The organism is Euryarchaeota archaeon, from assembly GCA_016207515.1.
Classification (GTDB): domain Archaea; phylum Thermoplasmatota; class SW-10-69-26; order JACQPN01; family JACQPN01; genus JACQPN01.
The window spans coordinates 226,435-244,142 of the sequence record JACQPN010000002.1 but is presented as its reverse complement, the minus strand read 5'-3'; the positions used below and the strand labels follow the sequence as shown (position 1 = coordinate 244,142).

The window sequence follows — 17,708 nt, the reverse complement described above, 5'->3', positions numbered from 1 at the left end:
GCTCCCGAAGGGCGAAACTTGGCCTTCCGCCGGCCCCGCGTGTCAGATGGACGGCTCGTTTTCTTGGCGCCGGCCACGTCAAATGAGGCGTGGGCCCACGATGATGCCGACGAGGAGGAACAGGACGAAAGCGCCCATGACGCGTGAGATGAGGCCCGTGACCTTGTCCGCCTTGTCGAGCCGGCCTTGCGTCTCCGCATCAGCGCCTTTCACGATGACGACGGCCTTCGCCCCCTCTTCCGTCGGTGCCTCGATGACCATTCGGGACCTGTCGACCTTGTAGAAGCCTCTTAGGAACCCGCGCACCGACGACTTGAACATCTGGCCGCCGTCAAGCGGCCCCGCGGGGATCGCGTTGAAAGTCCCGACCGCGAAGTTGATCCAGAAGATCCAATAAAGCGAGTTCGCGCTTATCCAAAACACGTCCTCCGGGAGGACGCTCATCGGCCCCGTGATGACGAAACTGTTCCTGAATATGTCCGTGAAGGGGCTCTTGAAAAGCTGGAGAGGGTCGAAGGCCGCTGGGAGGCCCAACGGGAGCTGTACGTAGGCCGCGAAGCCGACGAGGCCGCGAGAGAGTGGATCCATCATTATCTCGCGCGCGGTGCCGGGATAGGTCGAGTTGAAAGTCGACACGCCGAAGAAGGCCTTTCCGCGATCCTCGTCGCGCGCGTTCGGCGGGTCATGCGCGGCCGCGTAGGCGTACTTGTCGGCGAGGACGACGGAACGCGTCGCCGCCTCGCCCCTGTAAAAGACCTTCACGAGGACGGTCTCGCCCGCCTTCTTCTCCGCGATGAACGCGCTGAAGGACAGCGTGTTGGTGACCGCCTTTCCGTCGAATTCTAGGAGGTACGCGCCTGGGACGGCGCCCGCTTCGAAGGCCGGGGAGTCCGGCGAGACGCCGACGACGTAGGCGGCCTGCGGGGGGGCGGAAAGTGCGGCGACGAAGACGGATGAGAAAAGGAACGCGGTGATGAGCGCGATGGTGAGGTTCGCCATGGGGCCCGCGGCGAACATGCGGTTCTTGACACGCATCGTGCGTTTTTCCAGGTCCTCCGGGTCGGGCTCGACGAAGGCCCCGATCGGCACGATGAGCATGAGGAGGCCTGAGGACTTGACGCGGACGTCGCCTACGCGCGAGAGCACGCCATGCGCGAATTCGTGGACGATGAGCCCGACGGCGAGGGCGAGCACGCCGTAATAGAGGGGGATGTCGGGGTTGATGACCGGGATGCCGATGAGTTGCTGCGGTTGGGGCGCGTAGCGGGCGACGTTCTCGTCCCGGGCCAGGACGCGCGACACGTTGTATGCCATGAAGACGAGGGTGACGACCCCCGCCAAGACCGTCGCGACCACTCCGACGTCGCCGAAGACCTTCCAGAAGAGCTTTGGGCGCGCGACGACGTCCATCAACTGGTTCGCTTTCTTCGTTCGGAGCATCAGTATGGGGCCGATGAGTTCGGCTTTCCCGGGCCCCAGGAGTTTCCGACGGTGGAGGAGATAGATGCCCAAGAGGTAGAGGTTTAGAAGCACCAGGAAAACCACTAGGGCGGAAACCACGGCGGCCTATCGGCGCTTCCCCCTTAAAAAGATGTGTTATGGCGCATGCCGCGGCCGAGCGGGCGCACCGGGAGAAAGCGTCAAAGCGTTTTTCCCCACGCCCGCGTCTTACGCCTCGTGGCCGTCTCCATCTACGCTACGTTTGCGACGAAACGCGGGGCCGACAAGGTGTCGCGAGCGCTTCTCAAGGCCCGCCTCGTCGCGTGCGCCAACTCCTTCCCAGTAGCTTCGTTGTACCGGTGGAGGGGGCGACTCGAGTCGGGTCGCGAGGTCGCCGTCATCTACAAGACGTCGGACGCCAACGCCCGCCGGACGATCTCCGAGATCACGCGACGCCACTCTTACGAAGTCCCTTGTGTCGTCGCGTGGAAGATCACAGCGGGGAACCGGGAGTACCTGGCATGGATGGATGCGGAGGCAAGTGGCCGCGAGACGCCGCGGCGACAAGCCCGGAAGGGAAAGAGTCGGCAGGGAAAGAGGGCAATTGCGAAACGACGCGGCCGGGGCGGCACGCCGTCGACCCGAGTCGGAAGGCGTGCTCAAAGATAGGTGACCGGTATCCTGACGTTTCCGATGATGGTCCTCGCCCACGCGAGCTTACGCGCCTTAGTCTCGGCGCTTCTTCCCGGCTTCGGGGACGGGTTCTCGAAGTCGAAGCCGACGAGCAAGAGCCTTGCCGCGCCGAAGTGTTCTGCAAGAAGGCACGCGCGGTCCCCGTCCGTGAAGCCGCCGTAGTTGACGATTCGCCCGACGGGCTTCGACTGGCAGGTGCCGAGCACCTTGCCCGCGAAATCCGGGACGTAGGTTTCCAAGGCGGCGACATTGTCCCCATGGGCGTGGACGACCAAAGCTGCGCCGCCGGTGTTGCACTGCGCTTGTAGATCGACGCGCCCGTCGAGGTCGGTGACGATGACGTCCGGTATCCCGCCTGCGGCAAGCACCGCGTCCGTGGCCCCATCGGCGGCGACGATGGTCGAATCCGGCGGGATGTTCGCCGCGTCGAACGTGGCGCCGCCGACGATGACGACGTCCTCGCCTTTGAGGACGGAAGCGATGTCGGGAAGCGGCTTCGAGCCCTCCGCGAGGAGCTCGTCGAGGCGTTCTGCGGCCCTTTCGTCGGCTTCGAGCGGATAACCGAAGTCCGATCTGATGCGGTCGTACAGTGGGGCCCAGTCTTTCCAGTCCATGGTGAAACCCGTCTTTGTCCACCAACCCTTGGGGGAAGTTAATGCCTTTGGGTCAAGCGTCGTAGAATCCGCGACGCGGGGGCAAGGCGTAGCGATGGACGGCCGGGGGAGCGCCCATAGGCGCCGTACTTCAACCCTGCACGGGTGTCGGCGTGAACGTGAGGATGAAGACGACCAGGACGAACGCGGCGGCGATCTTCCGCTTCGTGTCGAGCTCGCTGAGGTTGTTGAGGGTCGGGGGATGCTCGATCCCGAGGAACGTGATGAGGAGCGCGAAGAGGAGCCACCCCGTGTAAGGCGGGATCTCGCCGATGACGCCTTCGATGGCCGGCAGGCCGAAACCGAAGATGATGAGCATGGCGACGGCGGCGAACGAGAGCCAACGGGAGCGTTCGCCTAGATACGACGCGGCCACGTGTCCTCCATCGAGTTGCCCTGCGGGAAGCAGGTTGATGCCCGTGACGAAAAGGCCCACCCAGCCGGCGAACGCCATGGGATGGATGATCTGGTTGGGGGCGAACGCGAACGGGATCGCGAGGAGGTCGTAGATGAGCGGCGTGCCGAGCGTGATGCCGGAGAGGCCGGGGTTCAGTTCCGGCAAGTACGACGGGTCAAGGGCCGTGAGGTAGAGGCCGAGGAAGGTGATCGGGATGGCGACGGCGAACCCGACGAGCGGGCCCGAAGCGCCGATGTCGAAGAGCGCTTTCCTGTCCGGGATGGGTTCGCGCATCGAGATGAACGCCCCCATCGTGCCGATGTTCAAGGCCCCGCCGAGGGCCGGTGGGAACGGGATGAAGTACGGCCACGTGGCGGCGACCCCGTGTCTACGCGCCGTGTAGTAGTGCCCAAGCTCGTGTAGCATGAGGATGAGCATGAGGGGGATCGCGAAGTAGAGGAGGCCCTTCACCATGTTGTCCTGGGAAAAGAGGAGGGCGACCAGTTCATCGGTGCTGGTCTTCGTGAAGTCCTCGCTTGCGTGCTCGTAGAGAAAGTTCGCGAGTACTCCCGAGAGGAACGTCGTGACCCATGTGGCCGCGAAGAGGATGATGTTGACCGTGTTCTTCTTTGCGGCAAGCTCCGGCCTTCTCACGACGAAGATCTGGTACTCGCCCGCGTGGTAGCGAAGTATCGGGAGGAGGTCTTCGCCGCGTAGCTCGGTCTTCAACTTCTTGAAGTTCTCCTCCAGCACCGTCTTTTCCACCGAGACGAAGAAATAGACCGCGTTCTCGCTCCAGTGCGCGTCGTACACCGGGAAGTGCCGGGTGACCTTCTCGCGGATGAGCGGCAATCGGTCGATGGGGATGAGTTCAGTCAAAACGCGTCACGGCGTGAAGCCGCTTCTCGGATTAAAGTTGGACGATGCGTTGGCCGCGACGCGCTCTGCGATCGCTTTCTCGCTCTAACCGTAATGCCAAAAAATTCAAGACATGTCCACCTTTGTCATTGACAAGCGTATGTTCGGGCCTCGGACCGGACGCGTGGGAGGATGACACTGTGGGAAGCAACAGAAGGTGGCAACGGACGATTCTCAAGGCTATCTGCGTGACGATCATCATCGCCCAAGCCGCCGGTCCAGCGCTCGCCTCGCACCGGTACACGTACCTGGCGGACGCGGAGCAGGGGCACACGTTCGAACCCGACCACGAGGTGACGTCGAGGATTGTGACACCGGCGGGAGACCCGGTCGAGGACGCGACAATCGACGCCGATGGTGACGCCGAGGGCGACTTGGGCGCGACGGGGACCGATGTCGGCGGCGGCAACCGGCTCCTCGACTCGGTCGTGCAATACATGACGACGCAAGGCGGAAGCTACGTGGCCGTGAACGGCTACAGCCGCTCCATCATCGGAGGCTCCTCGTCGTTCCTCTTGCCCGGCAGTTCCGGCCTCATGGCGTGGTACGGGGAGTTCAACGACGTCGACGGCGACTCCCGTATCGACGACCTTTGCGAGGAGGACCCCCGTCACGGAAACGGGGCCGCCGACGAGTTTCTGTGGCGAGGTGGCGCAAGCGGCGAGGCCGGGAGGTTCAACCTCGTCGCGTGGATCGTGCCCGGCAACCACTCGGATGAACTCGGCGACCGGCCCGACGTCTACTTGATCCCGGACATCGTGGTTCCCGACGGCACCGAGGCGGGGACGAAGGTGCAGGGGTTCGACGGTGCTTACAACATGCACCCGGACTTCAAGCTCGATGACCGCAGCGCCGGCGCTTCGAACGGCGGTTCGCACCCCGAGTGGCCGACCGGTTGCCCCGGAAACACTGGTTGGGTGGGCGGCACGGGGTTCGGGAGCAATCACGCGGACGACGCTTTGGTGCGCGAAACCGCCGTGGTCGTGGCCGTTTTCGAGGAGGGGGCAGGGCGCGAGCCTTTGATCGAGCAGGGGTACGACGTCTCGCAGGCGACATTCGTCGACGTGGACCGGTATTCGAGCCTCCACCCGAGCGTCGATTCGCTCTACACGGGCTTCGCGGCCGTGGGACGCGACGCGATACGCCAAGCGGACGAGAACGCGACCCGAGAAGCGACGCCCGCACTGAAAGACGTGCGCGATTCCGTCCCACCGCTCGAAAACGACGACACGGCCGAGGCGAATGCCCGCTTCTTCCCCTTGGCGGAGCACGAACCGAACGACCCGGCCGACCGCTACGGTTGCTTTGACCCTTCGACCCCCTGCAACGCCACCTTCGGGGGGGATCCATTCAACGGGACATGCGCGACCGATTCGCTTTCCGAGCCGCGGGGTAGCTGCAACGATTACTCCGGCTACGCCTCGGACTGGCACGCCTGGCTCGACGTCCAGGCCTATTCCTCGGGCTGCATCTGCGGCACCTTCATCGGCGGCGTCTACGGCCCAGCGAAGATCGGAGCGAACCTGCCATCGGGCGAGACCGGCCGCCACAGCGAACGCACCTTCACGCCTGGCCAACTCTACGATTTCTACGGTCACGTGGGCCAATGGTCGGACAAGAACGGGGACACGTGGATCGGCCGCGTGCCGGACGTGTTGGAGCCCTACTCGAAGGGATTCGCCGACGCGGGAAAGAACGAGGACCCGAACCAGTACACGGACAACGACCCGTCGTCGCCGGAAAGCGAGTTCCGCGGCAACTGTGTGCGGACCCAGTTGCCCGGCCTTCCGAAGGTCACCCTAGTCCCCTTGACGGCCGACGGCTCGTGGCCTGGCGGCGTGTTGCGCTTCAACAACTTCGAACGCGTCGGACTTGCGGCTCTTTCCGGCAGACAGACCGTCGAGCTCTACCTCACGGGGCCCATAGAGATCCCGCTGGAGTGCGTCACGGGTGAGGAGACTACGACCGGACAACTACTTGCCCGCGATTACGTCTCGTTCCTTGGCGCGGGAATCCAATATGGCGTCACGGTCACGACGACGGTCGAGAGCTACGTGACCCACTCGAACGGGGACACGTCGGTGGAGATCGTCAGGGACGTGGATGTCTATGGCGTGGTGTGAGATCAGTGGCACTAGCCACGCGGCACCGGCCGGACCGGCAGCTGGAGCCGCTCACGGGTCAGTCCATCCGGCCCCAGGGCGCTCGACGGAAAGCGTCGACTTTTCATTCGTTCAGGTCCGATCTCTCTCCAACCGTAAAGCCAAAAAGTTCAAGACATGTCTACCCTTCAAGTTGACCATATGAGGCGCGAGCCAAAGGCCGCAAACCACCCGGTCGTGGCATTCACGCTCCTAAGCCTCGCCTTTGCGGCGCTCGCGGGTTGTGTCGCGCCCACAGATGGCGACCTCGTCGCACCGGCAAGCTTCGCCGACGCTGCCCGATCGGCTACGTCCGCGGAATCAGGGAGCGCGCAACCCTCCCTAGGGATGAGCTCCAAAGACGACGCCCTCGAAGTCGGTGCGATCAAGGGGATCGTCGTCTCCGAAGACTACTCGCCGGTCGCCGCCGCGTCCGTGATACTCGACGACGTCGCCACCACGAAATCCAATCCAGATGGAAGTTTCAGTTTCGCGCGCGTGGGCGCTGGGACTCACCTCCTGCGGGTTCAAAGCGACGGACACGCCAACAAGACCACGACCGTGAGTGTGGCGGGCGACGTGGAGACCAAGGTGGAACTCGTACTCACGACACTGGAGCGCCCCCGGCTCGCCGTCGACACACAGGAATTCCCCGGCTTCTTCGAATGCACGCTCACCTACATCATCATCACCGGCGACTGTTTTGCCCCGGTGACCCTCGTGGCGGAGACCGGCGGGATCGGACAATTCCAGTCCCCGACGAACGCCGCATACTCGTTCAACTTCAGCGTCGGCAAGGATTGGCAGACCATCGTCATGGAGCTCGTCTGGGAGAACGCACCCGCCATGACGAGCGGCGAACTCCAACTCAACATCGAGCCGAACGGCGGCGACAACCTCACGGAATCGGACGCGTACGCGGTGAAGGGGGGAAAAGGCCCCGTGCGGCTCGTCATCGTCCCCGGAGTCGACCACGAGACGTCGCAAGCAAAGGACCACCGGATCAACTCGAACGGCGAGGACCTGAGAGCCAGGATATTCCTCCAAGGCGCAGGACATGCGGTCGTTTGCGACCCGAACTCCGGAAGATGCTTCCTTGGACTCGGAGCTGCGGCGCAACAGCATTTCACGCTCTACGTCAGCACGTTTTACGGGCAGGCCGCGAGCGCCGATTACAGCGTGCTCGATTGAGAACCGGGAGCAGGGCATCGCGAAGACGGTACGGGCCACCGTTTTCATCGGGCGGCGTGACGGGTTGAAAGTAGGCGAAAACGCCGCGTGATCACGCGTCGCGAGCCGCAAATGAATGACTTATTGATCCCGGCGTCCATGGGTCGCCAGGGGGTCGACCGACTCCCAAGGAACGGCTTGACGATGTCGAAAGATCGAAACCTCGTGAGGGCGCTGGGAGACGTGGAGTTCGTCAAATTCCTCTTCTTCGACGTGTTCTTTGCCCTTATCGTCGGCTTGATCGCCTGGTTCGTCTCCAAAGACAGCGTCACGTCGCTCCTCCTCTCTCTCCTTGTGTCACTCGTCCTCCTCACCATCGAATTGCGCTTCCAGCTCACATTGACCGGCCAGAACCTTACCAAGGCCCTAGGGTTCGAGCACGGAGCGCTCCAAGACGGGTTCTTGGTGAAATCGGTCCCTGAACTTGTGGACAGTTACTCGGCCCTCGTGGGAACCCACGATGGATTCTTCATCGAACGGGCACAACGTGTGGTCTCGGAGTGCAACTCCGACGTGAAGAACCTGCGTGACGGTTATTTCAAGGTGGGGCCCGAAGAATTCAATTCGGTCGTGAGCACGATGCTCGCCCACACGAAGACCTCGATGTTCGGAACGGTCTTCGTGAAGCTTGCCGATTACTGGAACGAAGGGTCTGGACGAGCCTACCTCGAAGAGAACTTCAAGGCGACGAAACGGGGCGTCAAGATCACGCGTGTCTTTTTCCTCGAGGACCCGACGCACCTCAATGCCGAAGTCCGGGATCTCATGGTGGCGCAGGCGCGCGGCGGCATCGACGTGCGCATCGCGATGACCCAGAAACTGCCGCCTGACCTCATGCGGGACATCGGCATTTTCGACGAGGACTACGTATGGTGGTCGGAACTCGTCCCGGGTGCCATGGGACTTCAACAAGCGGGGATCTACCGGGACGAACGGGAAGTGCGGCGCGCGCTCGGGCTACGCGATCGACTCCTACGCGAAACCGAACCGGCGCTAGCGGTACTCGAAAGGCTCGACGGCAAGGCGAGCACCTAAGTCCACGGATTTCGGCGACTTGGAGGCACACTCGCTCATGTCTTTGGAACGTGCAACGAGCGTGCACGTTAGTTCAACAACGGGCGAAACCGCCGAAACCCACGCCCGCAACGGCGGATCACCGCTGGAACCGTCTCAATCCAGATTCTCCAAGACGCCCCTCGCCGCCCTCGCCACGACCTCCTCCTTCCCGCGTGGCGCGAGGACCCTCATTCGCCAATAATCGGCCTCGGCCGCCTCAAGGTTTGAGACGAGTTTCGAGAGGCGTCCGATGGGGACGACGGTGCCGTCGTCTCGCAGGATGTCCATCCCGCCTGACTTTTGGGTGGGAAGCGCGGGGACGTCGATCAAGACCTCGGCGGCCTTGAGCTTCGCGGCCGTCTCGATCTCGGTCTCCAAGGCGGAGCGCGCCGTGTGCTCGCCGGCGAGTCTCGCTATCAAGGACGAGGGAAGTTCGCCGGTCCCCCACGCGTGGCACTCCTTGTACAGGGTTCGAGACGCCAGCCTCTCCATCATCCGGTGACCGGCGGAGGACTTCGACCTGAAGCGAGAGACCAACTCGATGTCGTCCATCCGTGAAAGCTCCGCGGCCGTGTATTCCCCGGCCGCAAGGCCGTCCCCCATGGCCCGCCGAATCATGAGTTCGGCGATGCGGCACGTCCGGTGAAAGTAGACGCTTGTGTACATGTTGAAACGCGCGATGAGGAGCATCTCGGCCGTGAGGAGGCCGTCCTCAAGAACGCACACGCCGTCCTTCACCAGGCGAAGCTTCGAGATGATGCGGTCGGAATCGACGCCGATCGCGACGCCGGTGTAATGGGAATCGCGCACGAGATAATCCATCCGGTCGAGATCCACCTGTCCCGACACGAGTCCGCCGCGGGGGCCCTTCCCCCGCATCAGCGATATCACGACCTTCTTGTCGAGGCCCGCACGCTCGATGATGTCCCCAAGGCGGCCTTTCTCGATGAGCGAAGCTCCCACGTCCACGTGGCTACCCGCCTCGTCCCGGAACAGCTCCTCGCTGACGTGGCTGAACGGACCGTGGCCGATGTCGTGAAGAAGAAGCGCATACTCCAAGAGACGCCCATCGTCGGGCGTAAGGCCCAACTGTTCGCTTGCAAGGCGAGCGAGATGATGGGCACCGAGGGAATGCTCGAAACGCGTGTGATGGGCGCCCGGGAACACGAGGTACGCCGTCCCGAGCTGCTTCACGTGACGAAGGCGCTGGAACTCGGGCGTATCGATGAGTGCTTCCGCCACTTCATCGAGGCGGATGTAATTGTAGACGGGATCGCGTAGACGCTTCAACGCGGCCGACATGGCCCCCGAGGGATAAGGGGTTTTTCCCGGAAACGGGCATCAAATGGGGATGGCCGTGTACGTCCATGCCCAGTCGGTCAATTCGGGCCGCCCGTCGGACTGCGCTTGTATGCTTACGGCCGCCTCGAGTCCTGACACGGGGACGAGGGGCGCGGTCACGCCAAGGCGGACGAACGTAGAACCTCCTGGCGTGAGATACACATCATAGTGGTCGAGCGCCGCGGCCCATCCGGAGGGCGGGAGAGACGCGGATAGATGCACCCAGTCCGATGTCGTCCTGTTGTTCCACACCTGCAGCCAGTAGTAAGCGGTCTGGCCGGGAAGCACGCCCTGCCGTTGCGATTGCGGAGAGACGTCCACGCCCTCCACGTAGAAGTCGGTCTTGGCGACGTTGTTCCACTCGGCGGATTCCGTGACGTTCGATGTGGAATCCACGATGAATGTGACGTTGTGCCAGCCCGACACCGAGGCGAAATACCCGGCGTAAAATGCCCTCGTCTCCCATGCACCCATGGGACTCGCCGACTGCTCGGCGAGGAGGAACCCGTCCCGAAGCCATTTCACCTTGAAGGAGCCCGTACCTGCGTAGGCGAGGTTCGTGACGTTGGCGCTGAAGGAAACGTAGGACCCTGCGCCTGGCGGCCACGGATATACCGAGGCACTTTTGGCCACGAGGTCGGGGAGTCCCGGATCGACGCCGAAAGAGTAAGTCCCCATGTTGTTGTCTTCATTCGACTCAGTGACATTCGCCCGGGAGTCGGCCGTCGCCGAAATTCCATGCCCTCCCGGTTGGGCCGACCATGACGAACTGGTCACCCATTGCGCGTCGCCTGGCAAAAGCGGGCCCACGGACCGCTCGCCAAGCGACAAAAAGCCATCGACGAAGAAGCTGACCAGGGACGGACCCGCGGAAGCGGATCCGTTGTTACTGACGAGGGCCGAAAGGTACACCGATTGCCCTGCCGTTGGCGAGGAAGGCGTCAAGACCATGGAAGCGATGATAAGATCTGCGCGAGATTGCGTCGACACCAAGAAGGTCTCGCTCAATTCATTGTTCGCCTCGTCCGATTCTCGGACCTCTGAATAGTAATCCGCCACGACGCGCACGGTGTGATTACCAGGAGGCGGGGTCCAATTGGCGCTCGTGACGTTTTCCGAACCGTGGGCGAAAACCGTCCCGGTCCTCGCTTCGCTGAGGTAGACGCCGTCAATCTCGAAAAAGACCGTCAGATTCTCGGCGCGGAGGCTGCCGACGTTCTCGACCCAGGCGGTGAACGCCGTAGTGTCGCCTTCCGCCGGCGCCACGTCGCTCGACGAGATGGCCAAGATGCGTAGGTCGGGAGCCCCGGGCGAGACGTAGACCGCGCCCGATTCATTGTTGTTGGTCTCGTTCCACTCGTCGGTCTGGCCGAAGGGGTCGGCGAATATTGTCGCGGTGTGGTTTCCAGGACCGAGTTGGACCCAAAGACTCGGATAGACAGACTGCCCCGGTGACATCGTACCGTATAGCTCACCTCCGCCCGCATTGGATCCGTCCAGGTACCAGCTGTACCGGAGGTAACTGGTCGACGCATTTCCATCGTTGCGGATTTGGGCGGTGAACACGACCGGATCGTCGCCGGCCGGAGCGAGCGGCGACACCGAGACGCCTACAGCCGCGAAATCCGGTTTGTGGGAACCGACCGTATCAACGAGGAATGCCCTTGTGAAATTGTTGTTCGCCTCACTGGTTTCCGAAACGTTCCCCCAAACGTCGGCGCTCGCCATGATGGAATGGTTCCCCGAAATCGCCGTCCAGGTCCAAAACGCCGACACGTTCATGGAAGAACCAGCTGCGAGATTCCCTACGAACACGTCTGGCCCCCAGATGGTCCCGTTCAAGATGAAGCGTGTGCTGAAATCGGATGCGCTCGCGTTCCCAAGATTAGCCACGGTGGCCGTGAAAGCGACTTGCTCGCCCTGCATTGGGTTCAATGGGGAAATCGAGATCCATGAAACGCGTAGATCCGCCGCCCCCGTCGCGGTCGCAGCGGGAACCAACGGGACCAATGCGGAAAAGACGAGCGCGATGACGACGAGCATACCCGACGGCCTGCGCTCCTTCCGGATGCTTGTCGCCATCTTTCTTGCCTCCGATCTCCGATGTCCTCTGGGCATTTAACGACTCTCCCGGAAAGAGCGGGATGGTCACCGCCCCGCCCGCCGCACTCACTCGAAGCGGGCCGGGCGGCCGTCCCGGTCCAGGACGCCCGACGAGCCATGCGCCGGAGCTTGAACTTTGCTCACTATCTTTCGCGTACTTCTATTCGAATCGACGAGTGCATACGATATGATGACGGGTCTTCGGCACCGTCGAGGCGGCGCTTCAGCCGCGCGGTCAGAAAATGCGTCCACGCGTCCGTTCAGTGCTCGGCGACGATCTCTTGCTTCGACGGCGCGGTGTCGGTGGCATCGTCACTTGGCGGGGGAGTGTCCGATTCGGCGCCAATCGGCTTGTCTTCCTGCGGAGGGGCCTCCAGTGCCGCGTCCTCCACAGGCTTCTTCTCCGTCAATTTGAGGCCCACTCGCGCCGCGAGGAACTTCTTTATCTCCTCGGGTTCGAGCGATGCGATGCCGAAGTATTCGGGAAAACTCGCTGTCGTCGAAAGTATCTTCGTCTGCCCGTGCTCGCGCCAGTTCACAAGGCCGCGATCGTGCAGTTCCTTGATGTGCTCGTAGCAGCGCGCGCCTATCATGTCGACGACGTCGCTTTGTTTCACGGGCTGATGGTAGGCGATGAGCGCGAGCGTCTTCAAAGTGCGCACCGGTATCTCCATCGGCGCGAGTTTTGTCGCGTGCGGGGCGTACTCGGCCTTCAATTGCATTGCCCATTTGTCGCCTGCTTGCGACACTTCGAGCGCGGAATCGGATGAAGCGTAAAGTTTCTCAAGCGCTTTGATCGCGTGCCGGACGTCCGCCTTCGGGACACCTGTTTTCTCGGATATCTCGTCGATGAGCACGGGCTTTCCCGCAGAGAAGAGCGCCGCCTCGACTACTTGCCGTTCTTTCCCGGCCGGCGGCCGCTTGGCGACGATGCGCGTCACCTCGTCCGCTGCGGACGAAACCTGGTTCTCCGTCTCAGTGCTCAATTCCTTGCAGCCTCCGCGTCGTGCTTTTCAACGAGCAGGTTCTGGACGTAGATCATCCCGTACGGGAAGTCCTCTTGCCATATCTTGAGTTTGTTGTCGCTCACGAGGAACAGGACCGATATCAGCGTCTTGATGTGGTCTTCACGGTTCTTGCCGCGGATGTCCGTTATCGGGATCGGGGCGCCGTTGAGGCGCGTGATGCGCGCCCAGACCTCCGCTTTTTCCGCTTCGAGGTCTTCCTTGTGGACCTTGTGGTTCACGTCGGCGCGGGAATCGAACTTCCACTTCATGCGCTCCGCTTCCCGGCGCTCGGTGAGAATCTGGCGTAGTTCCGCCTCGCCGCGCGCCTCTTCGAAGGCCTCGACGAGTTCGTAGAGCGTCACTTTCCTGTCGCCCTTGTGCCGCACCTTCTCGTCGATAGGCGCTTGGCGGCCGCCGACGACCGTGGTCGTGAAGGCGTAGTCGACGTCGTCGGCGCTCCAACCGGCGGTGTCGATCTCTTCCCACGAAGGCGCCTCTTCGGCCTGCTGTTGGACGGTCTCCGCCTTCGTGACGGCTTCGTCGCTTTGGAGCTTCAGGACGGTCCAGGCCATGTGGACGATGCGTCCGGCCGTGATGAGATCGAGCGAGCCCTCCTCATGCACGCGCTTCAGGTACATGGTCGAGAACTGGACCAGGTCGATGTGCCACGGGTTGAGGTGCTCTTCCATGACGAGTTCGAACGCGATGGCGATGGCCTTGTCGACGGGGTTCGTTATGGAGACGTGCGCCCCGTCCTTCGATTCGCGCACGAGTTCGATGTACTGGTTGATCTTTTCGTTCCCGCCGTCCTCGCTTATCATCGCCTTGTGGAAAAGGAGATGGCCCATGACCTTGTCCTGCGCTTCCTTCAAGGCGGGATCGACGGGGCGTAAGGGGAGCGCGGCCGGGACGGCCGTTTCGGAAGGCGGCGCGCCGGCCGTCGTCTTCTCGACCAACTGTTGGCCCGGCGCCATTAGGGGTTCACCCCTGGATCGGGTGTCGGCGCCGCGATTTCAACCTTCGGGCCTTCCACGGGCGCGACTTCCTCGGCGTGGACGGTGGGGGCGTCGACCACGCGCTTGCCGCTCCTCGAGCGTGCTCTCTTGACTTTCACCAACGGTTCCTCCGTGGCGCTCCTTTCCGGCTCATCCGAGAGCTCCGAGACCTTCACCTCGCCTATCACTTGCGATAGGCCGGAGGCCGTCATGGTCACGCCGTAGACGTGGTCGGCCTGTTGGAGCGTGCACTTCCTCAAGGAGACCATGATGAACTGGGCTCGGACACTGTTTGTCTTGACCATCCGCGCGACGAGTTCAGCGTTGACGCCGTCGAGGAACATGTCGACCTCGTCGAGCATGTAGAACGGCGACGGTTGGTATTGCTGGATGGCGAAGATCAAGCCGAGCGCCGTGAGGGATTTCTCGCCGCCGGACAGCGCTTCGAGGCGCGTGACCCGTTTTCCCTTCGGCTGTGCTCTGATGATGAGGCCTGCCTCGAACGGACGTTCGGGGTTCTCAAGGAGCAGTTCCGCCTTTCCGCCGTCGGAGAGGCCGGCGAACACCTCTGTGAAGTTCTTATTGACCTCCGCGAAGACGATCATGAGGCCGTCCTTCTTCTTGGCCGTGATCTCCTCGACTAGGGCCACGAGGTTGGTCTTCTGCTCCTGGAGCCTTGAGACCTCCGCCTCGAGTTCGCCCTTGCGCTTCGTCTCGGCGTCGAACTGTTCTAGCGCCCGGAGGTTGACGCCCTGGAAAGAGTTCAGCTCGTTCTCGATGCGCCGTATCTTCGCTTTCAACGTCTCGAGGGTCTCCTCGATGGTTGCTGGGATCTCGACGGCAGCGTACTGGCCCAATTCGGCCGTGACTTCCGTCAATTCCGCCTCCACGTGGGGGATCTCGGATTGTTTCGTCGTGATGAGGTCCGATGTGCTGTTGAGCTTGTCGACGAGCTTGTCGAGGCCGGCGTTCAAGGCGGCGACGCGATCGTGCGCCTCGTCGCGGGCCTTCGTGAGCCCGGAGAACGCCTTCGTCTTCTCCTCTTCGACTTTCGCGATGACGGTGAGCTTCTCGGCCTTTTCCTGGATGGACTTCTCGCATTCCTTCACGGTCTTCTCGTGTTCGCCCATCGAAGCGTCCACGCGCTCCACGTTCCCTGCGAGTTCGTCGCGTCGGACGGAGACGAGAGAGAGGTTCGTCTTTCCCGTCTCGATCTTCGAGGTGAGCGCGTGCTCCTCCTGCCGGAGCTTCGTGACTTCGTCCTGGAGGACGGTGAGCTTGTCCGCGAGTTCTTTCACCGTGGACTTGAGAAGGAGTTTTCCTCGCTCCTCGCGGTCGGCGTCGAGTTTCGCCACCGACGCCTCCGCCTTCGCGAGGCGGGATGCGAGTTTTTCGGCCGCATCTTTTGTCGCCTTGATCTCGCCTTGGACGCGTTCCTGGTCGCGTTTCACGAGATCGAGCTTCGAGGCGAACTCCTTTCGCCGTCCTTCGAGGTCCTGTACCCTTGAATCCGAGGTGACGCCGGTGAGGCTGATGTTGCGAAGGTCGGATTCGATGCGGCCGAGCTCGTCGCGGATCTCCGCGAGCTGCGACGTCACGACCTCCTGTTGCGCGATCGCCGCCTGGAGGCTTTTCGTGACCTTGTCCAACGCGTCCTTCGACGGGGCGCCGAACTTCAACCGGTCGGTCTTAGGGGTGGACCCGCCCGACATGGCGCCCGCCGAGTCTATGAGGTCGCCGTCGAGTGTCACGAGACGCACTCCGCCCATGAGCCTACGCGCGTGGTCGATGTTCTTGACTATGACCGTGTCCTTGAAGACGTACCAGAACGCGGACTTGAACCGTTCATCGTAGCGGAGAAGGTCTATCGCGAACCCCTCGGCGCCGGCGTCACGCACCGCCATCAACGGCTTTCCCTGGGGCCGTCCGGGAAGCATCTTGTTCAACGGAAGAAAGGTCGCTCTACCCATGTTGTTCTTCTTCAGGTACGCGATCGCCCGCGCCGCGTCCTCATCGCTCTCGGTCACTACTGCCTGCATCCTGCCGCCCGCCGCGATCTCGAGCGCCATATCGTACTTCGAATCGGCGCGGCCGAGTTCCGCTATCGTCCCGCAGATGCCCTTGAGCTCCCCGGTGTCACGCGCTTCGAGGACGCGGTCGACGGCGGGGACGTAGCCCTTGGTGACGGCCTCGGCCGCGTTCTTTGCGGCCTTGAGGTCCTGGTACTCGTTCCTGAGGCGCCGTATCGCGGGCTCGAGTTCGTTGAGCTGTTTGGTGAATTCGGACTCGTCCTTCTTGAGCGAGAACATCTTCGATTTCAGCTCATCGGCGCCCTTGCCGACCGTCTTCGCTTCCTTCTGAGTCTCACGCAGGGAGAAGTCGATGTCCTTGAGCTCGAACTCGGTGTTCTTCTCTGCCTCTTCGAGGACCGCAAGGTCCTGTTCAAGGCGGGCTATCTTCTCGGAAAGCAATTGTGCTTCTCCCTTGACCTTCATGAGTTCGGCGTTCTTTGCCTCCCAATCGACTTTCAGTTGCGACAGTTCGCGTTGCAAGTCGCCGGACTTGGAATTCGACCTGCTGACGAGGTCCTTCACCGACGCCAACTCGGAATCGGTCGATTCGATGCGTTCGAGCGCCGTTCCCCGCTCCTTCTCAAGATTGCCGATGTCTTTTTCGAGGCGGGCGATCTCACGCATCGCCTTGTCGAGGTCGCCTTTCACGGTTGAACGTGATTTCTTGAGCTCGGCGAGTTCGAGCTTGCTGTGGTTCATCTTCTCCTTGGTGACCTGCACTTCGACCCGAAGCTCGTTCGCAGCTTCCTGGACCTCGCGCAGTTCCTCGCCGCCGCGCTCCGAGAGCTTCGATTGGACCTCGTTGAACTTCTTGTCCGCCTCGGCGATCTCGTCCTGGAGGCACGTCTTCTCCCCTTCGAGCTGCGTCTTCTGGGTCGTGAAGTTCTCTATCTCCGCCTTGAGCCGGACCAGCTCCGCCTCGAAATTGTCCTTCCGCCGCTTCGCGTACTTCGCCCGCGTCACGTCGAAATCCTTCTTGAGCGTCGCATACCGTTCGGCCGCCGCGCGGTCCTTTTCGAGGGCGGCAAGTTGTTGGTTCAGTTCATTGAGGATGATCCCGATGCGTTCGAGGTTGGCCTCCACCTCGGCCTTGCGCTTGTCCGCCTTCTCTATCTCCTCGTCGAACTTCGTGATGCCGGCGATGTCGTCGAGGACGCGCCGCCGCTCCAAGGGCGACATGTTGACGATGCGCGTGACGTCCCCTTGCTGGACGAGGTTGTACCCTTCGGCACTGATGCGGGCGTATGCGAGGAGGTTGTCGAACTCTGTGAGGCTCGACGTCCGGCCGTTGATGTAGAAATAGGAGTAGTAGTCCTCCTTGGACGTCTTGGATCTACGCACCATCCGCGTCAAGGAGACCTCATTCGCCTCTATGGGCATCGTCCGGTCGGCGTTGTCGAAGACGAGGCTCACCTTGCAAAAGTCCGGCCCGCTCTTCCTGTCCTTGCCGCCGTTGAAGATGAGGTCGGTGAGTTTGCCGGCGCGTATCGCCTTGCTGGATTTCGGGCCGAGGACGAACAACACCGCGTCCCCGATGTTCGACTTCCCCGAACCGTTCGGCCCCGTGACGCCCGTGAAGCCGGGGAGGAAAGGAATGGTCAGCTTCGTGCCGAAGCTCTTGAAGTTCTCAAGTTCGATCCTAGTGAGGTGCAACCTACGTCC

General features: G+C 62.3%; 12 protein-coding genes. 4 read left to right on the top strand and 8 right to left on the bottom strand.

The window, feature by feature from the left end:
• Positions 1-78: 78 nt before the first annotated feature.
• On the bottom strand, positions 79-1,560 hold the full coding sequence (locus HY556_01715) for a site-2 protease family protein (protein MBI4392503.1): 1,482 nt from the start codon (positions 1,558-1,560) through the stop codon (positions 79-81).
• 117 nt (positions 1,561-1,677) lie between these two features.
• Between HY556_01715 and HY556_01710 the strand changes: the two genes are divergently transcribed.
• Complete coding sequence (locus HY556_01710) at positions 1,678-2,109, top strand: divalent-cation tolerance protein CutA (protein MBI4392502.1); 432 nt, start codon at positions 1,678-1,680, stop codon at positions 2,107-2,109.
• Here the strand turns inward: HY556_01710 and HY556_01705 are convergent.
• Both HY556_01705 and HY556_01700 read right to left on the bottom strand, forming a co-directional pair.
• Positions 2,100-2,747 (bottom strand): DUF115 domain-containing protein, encoded by a 648-nt coding sequence (locus HY556_01705; GenBank protein MBI4392501.1) that lies wholly within the window; start codon positions 2,745-2,747, stop codon positions 2,100-2,102. The genes HY556_01710 and HY556_01705 overlap by 10 nt on opposite strands.
• 130 nt (positions 2,748-2,877) lie before the next feature.
• Entirely contained in the window at positions 2,878-4,062 is a 1,185-nt protein-coding gene (locus tag HY556_01700; GenBank protein MBI4392500.1) for a site-2 protease family protein, read from the bottom strand.
• Positions 4,063-4,289: 227 nt separating this feature from the next.
• Between HY556_01700 and HY556_01695 the strand changes: the two genes are divergently transcribed.
• The 3 genes from HY556_01695 (at position 4,290) to HY556_01685 (ending at position 8,507) form a co-directional block, all read left to right on the top strand.
• Complete coding sequence (locus tag HY556_01695) at positions 4,290-6,224, top strand: hypothetical protein (protein ID MBI4392499.1); 1,935 nt, start codon at positions 4,290-4,292, stop codon at positions 6,222-6,224.
• 180 nt (positions 6,225-6,404) lie between these two features.
• Positions 6,405-7,433 (top strand): carboxypeptidase regulatory-like domain-containing protein, encoded by a 1,029-nt coding sequence (locus tag HY556_01690; protein MBI4392498.1) that lies wholly within the window; start codon positions 6,405-6,407, stop codon positions 7,431-7,433.
• Between the two features lie 183 nt (positions 7,434-7,616).
• The gene (locus HY556_01685; protein MBI4392497.1) at positions 7,617-8,507 is read left to right on the top strand and encodes a hypothetical protein; all 891 of its coding nucleotides are present in this window, start codon (positions 7,617-7,619) and stop codon (positions 8,505-8,507) included.
• Between the two features lie 135 nt (positions 8,508-8,642).
• Here the strand turns inward: HY556_01685 and HY556_01680 are convergent, their stop codons facing one another.
• The 5 genes from HY556_01680 to smc form a co-directional block, all read right to left on the bottom strand.
• Positions 8,643-9,830, bottom strand: a complete 1,188-nt coding sequence (locus tag HY556_01680) for an HD domain-containing protein (protein MBI4392496.1) — start codon at positions 9,828-9,830, stop codon at positions 8,643-8,645.
• Positions 9,831-9,869: 39 nt separating this feature from the next.
• Positions 9,870-11,951: a hypothetical protein gene (locus HY556_01675; protein MBI4392495.1), complete on the bottom strand. Its 2,082-nt coding sequence runs from the start codon at positions 11,949-11,951 to the stop codon at positions 9,870-9,872.
• A gap of 281 nt (positions 11,952-12,232) precedes the next feature.
• On the bottom strand, positions 12,233-12,958 hold the full coding sequence (scpB, locus tag HY556_01670; protein ID MBI4392494.1) for an SMC-Scp complex subunit ScpB: 726 nt from the start codon (positions 12,956-12,958) through the stop codon (positions 12,233-12,235).
• Complete coding sequence (locus HY556_01665) at positions 12,955-13,953, bottom strand: hypothetical protein (GenBank protein MBI4392493.1); 999 nt, start codon at positions 13,951-13,953, stop codon at positions 12,955-12,957. Before HY556_01665 ends, scpB begins: the two co-directional genes overlap by 4 nt.
• The gene (smc, locus tag HY556_01660) at positions 13,953-17,699 is read right to left on the bottom strand and encodes a chromosome segregation protein SMC (protein ID MBI4392492.1); all 3,747 of its coding nucleotides are present in this window, start codon (positions 17,697-17,699) and stop codon (positions 13,953-13,955) included. The genes HY556_01665 and smc overlap by 1 nt, the downstream gene beginning before the upstream one ends.
• Positions 17,700-17,708 lie beyond the last annotated feature (9 nt).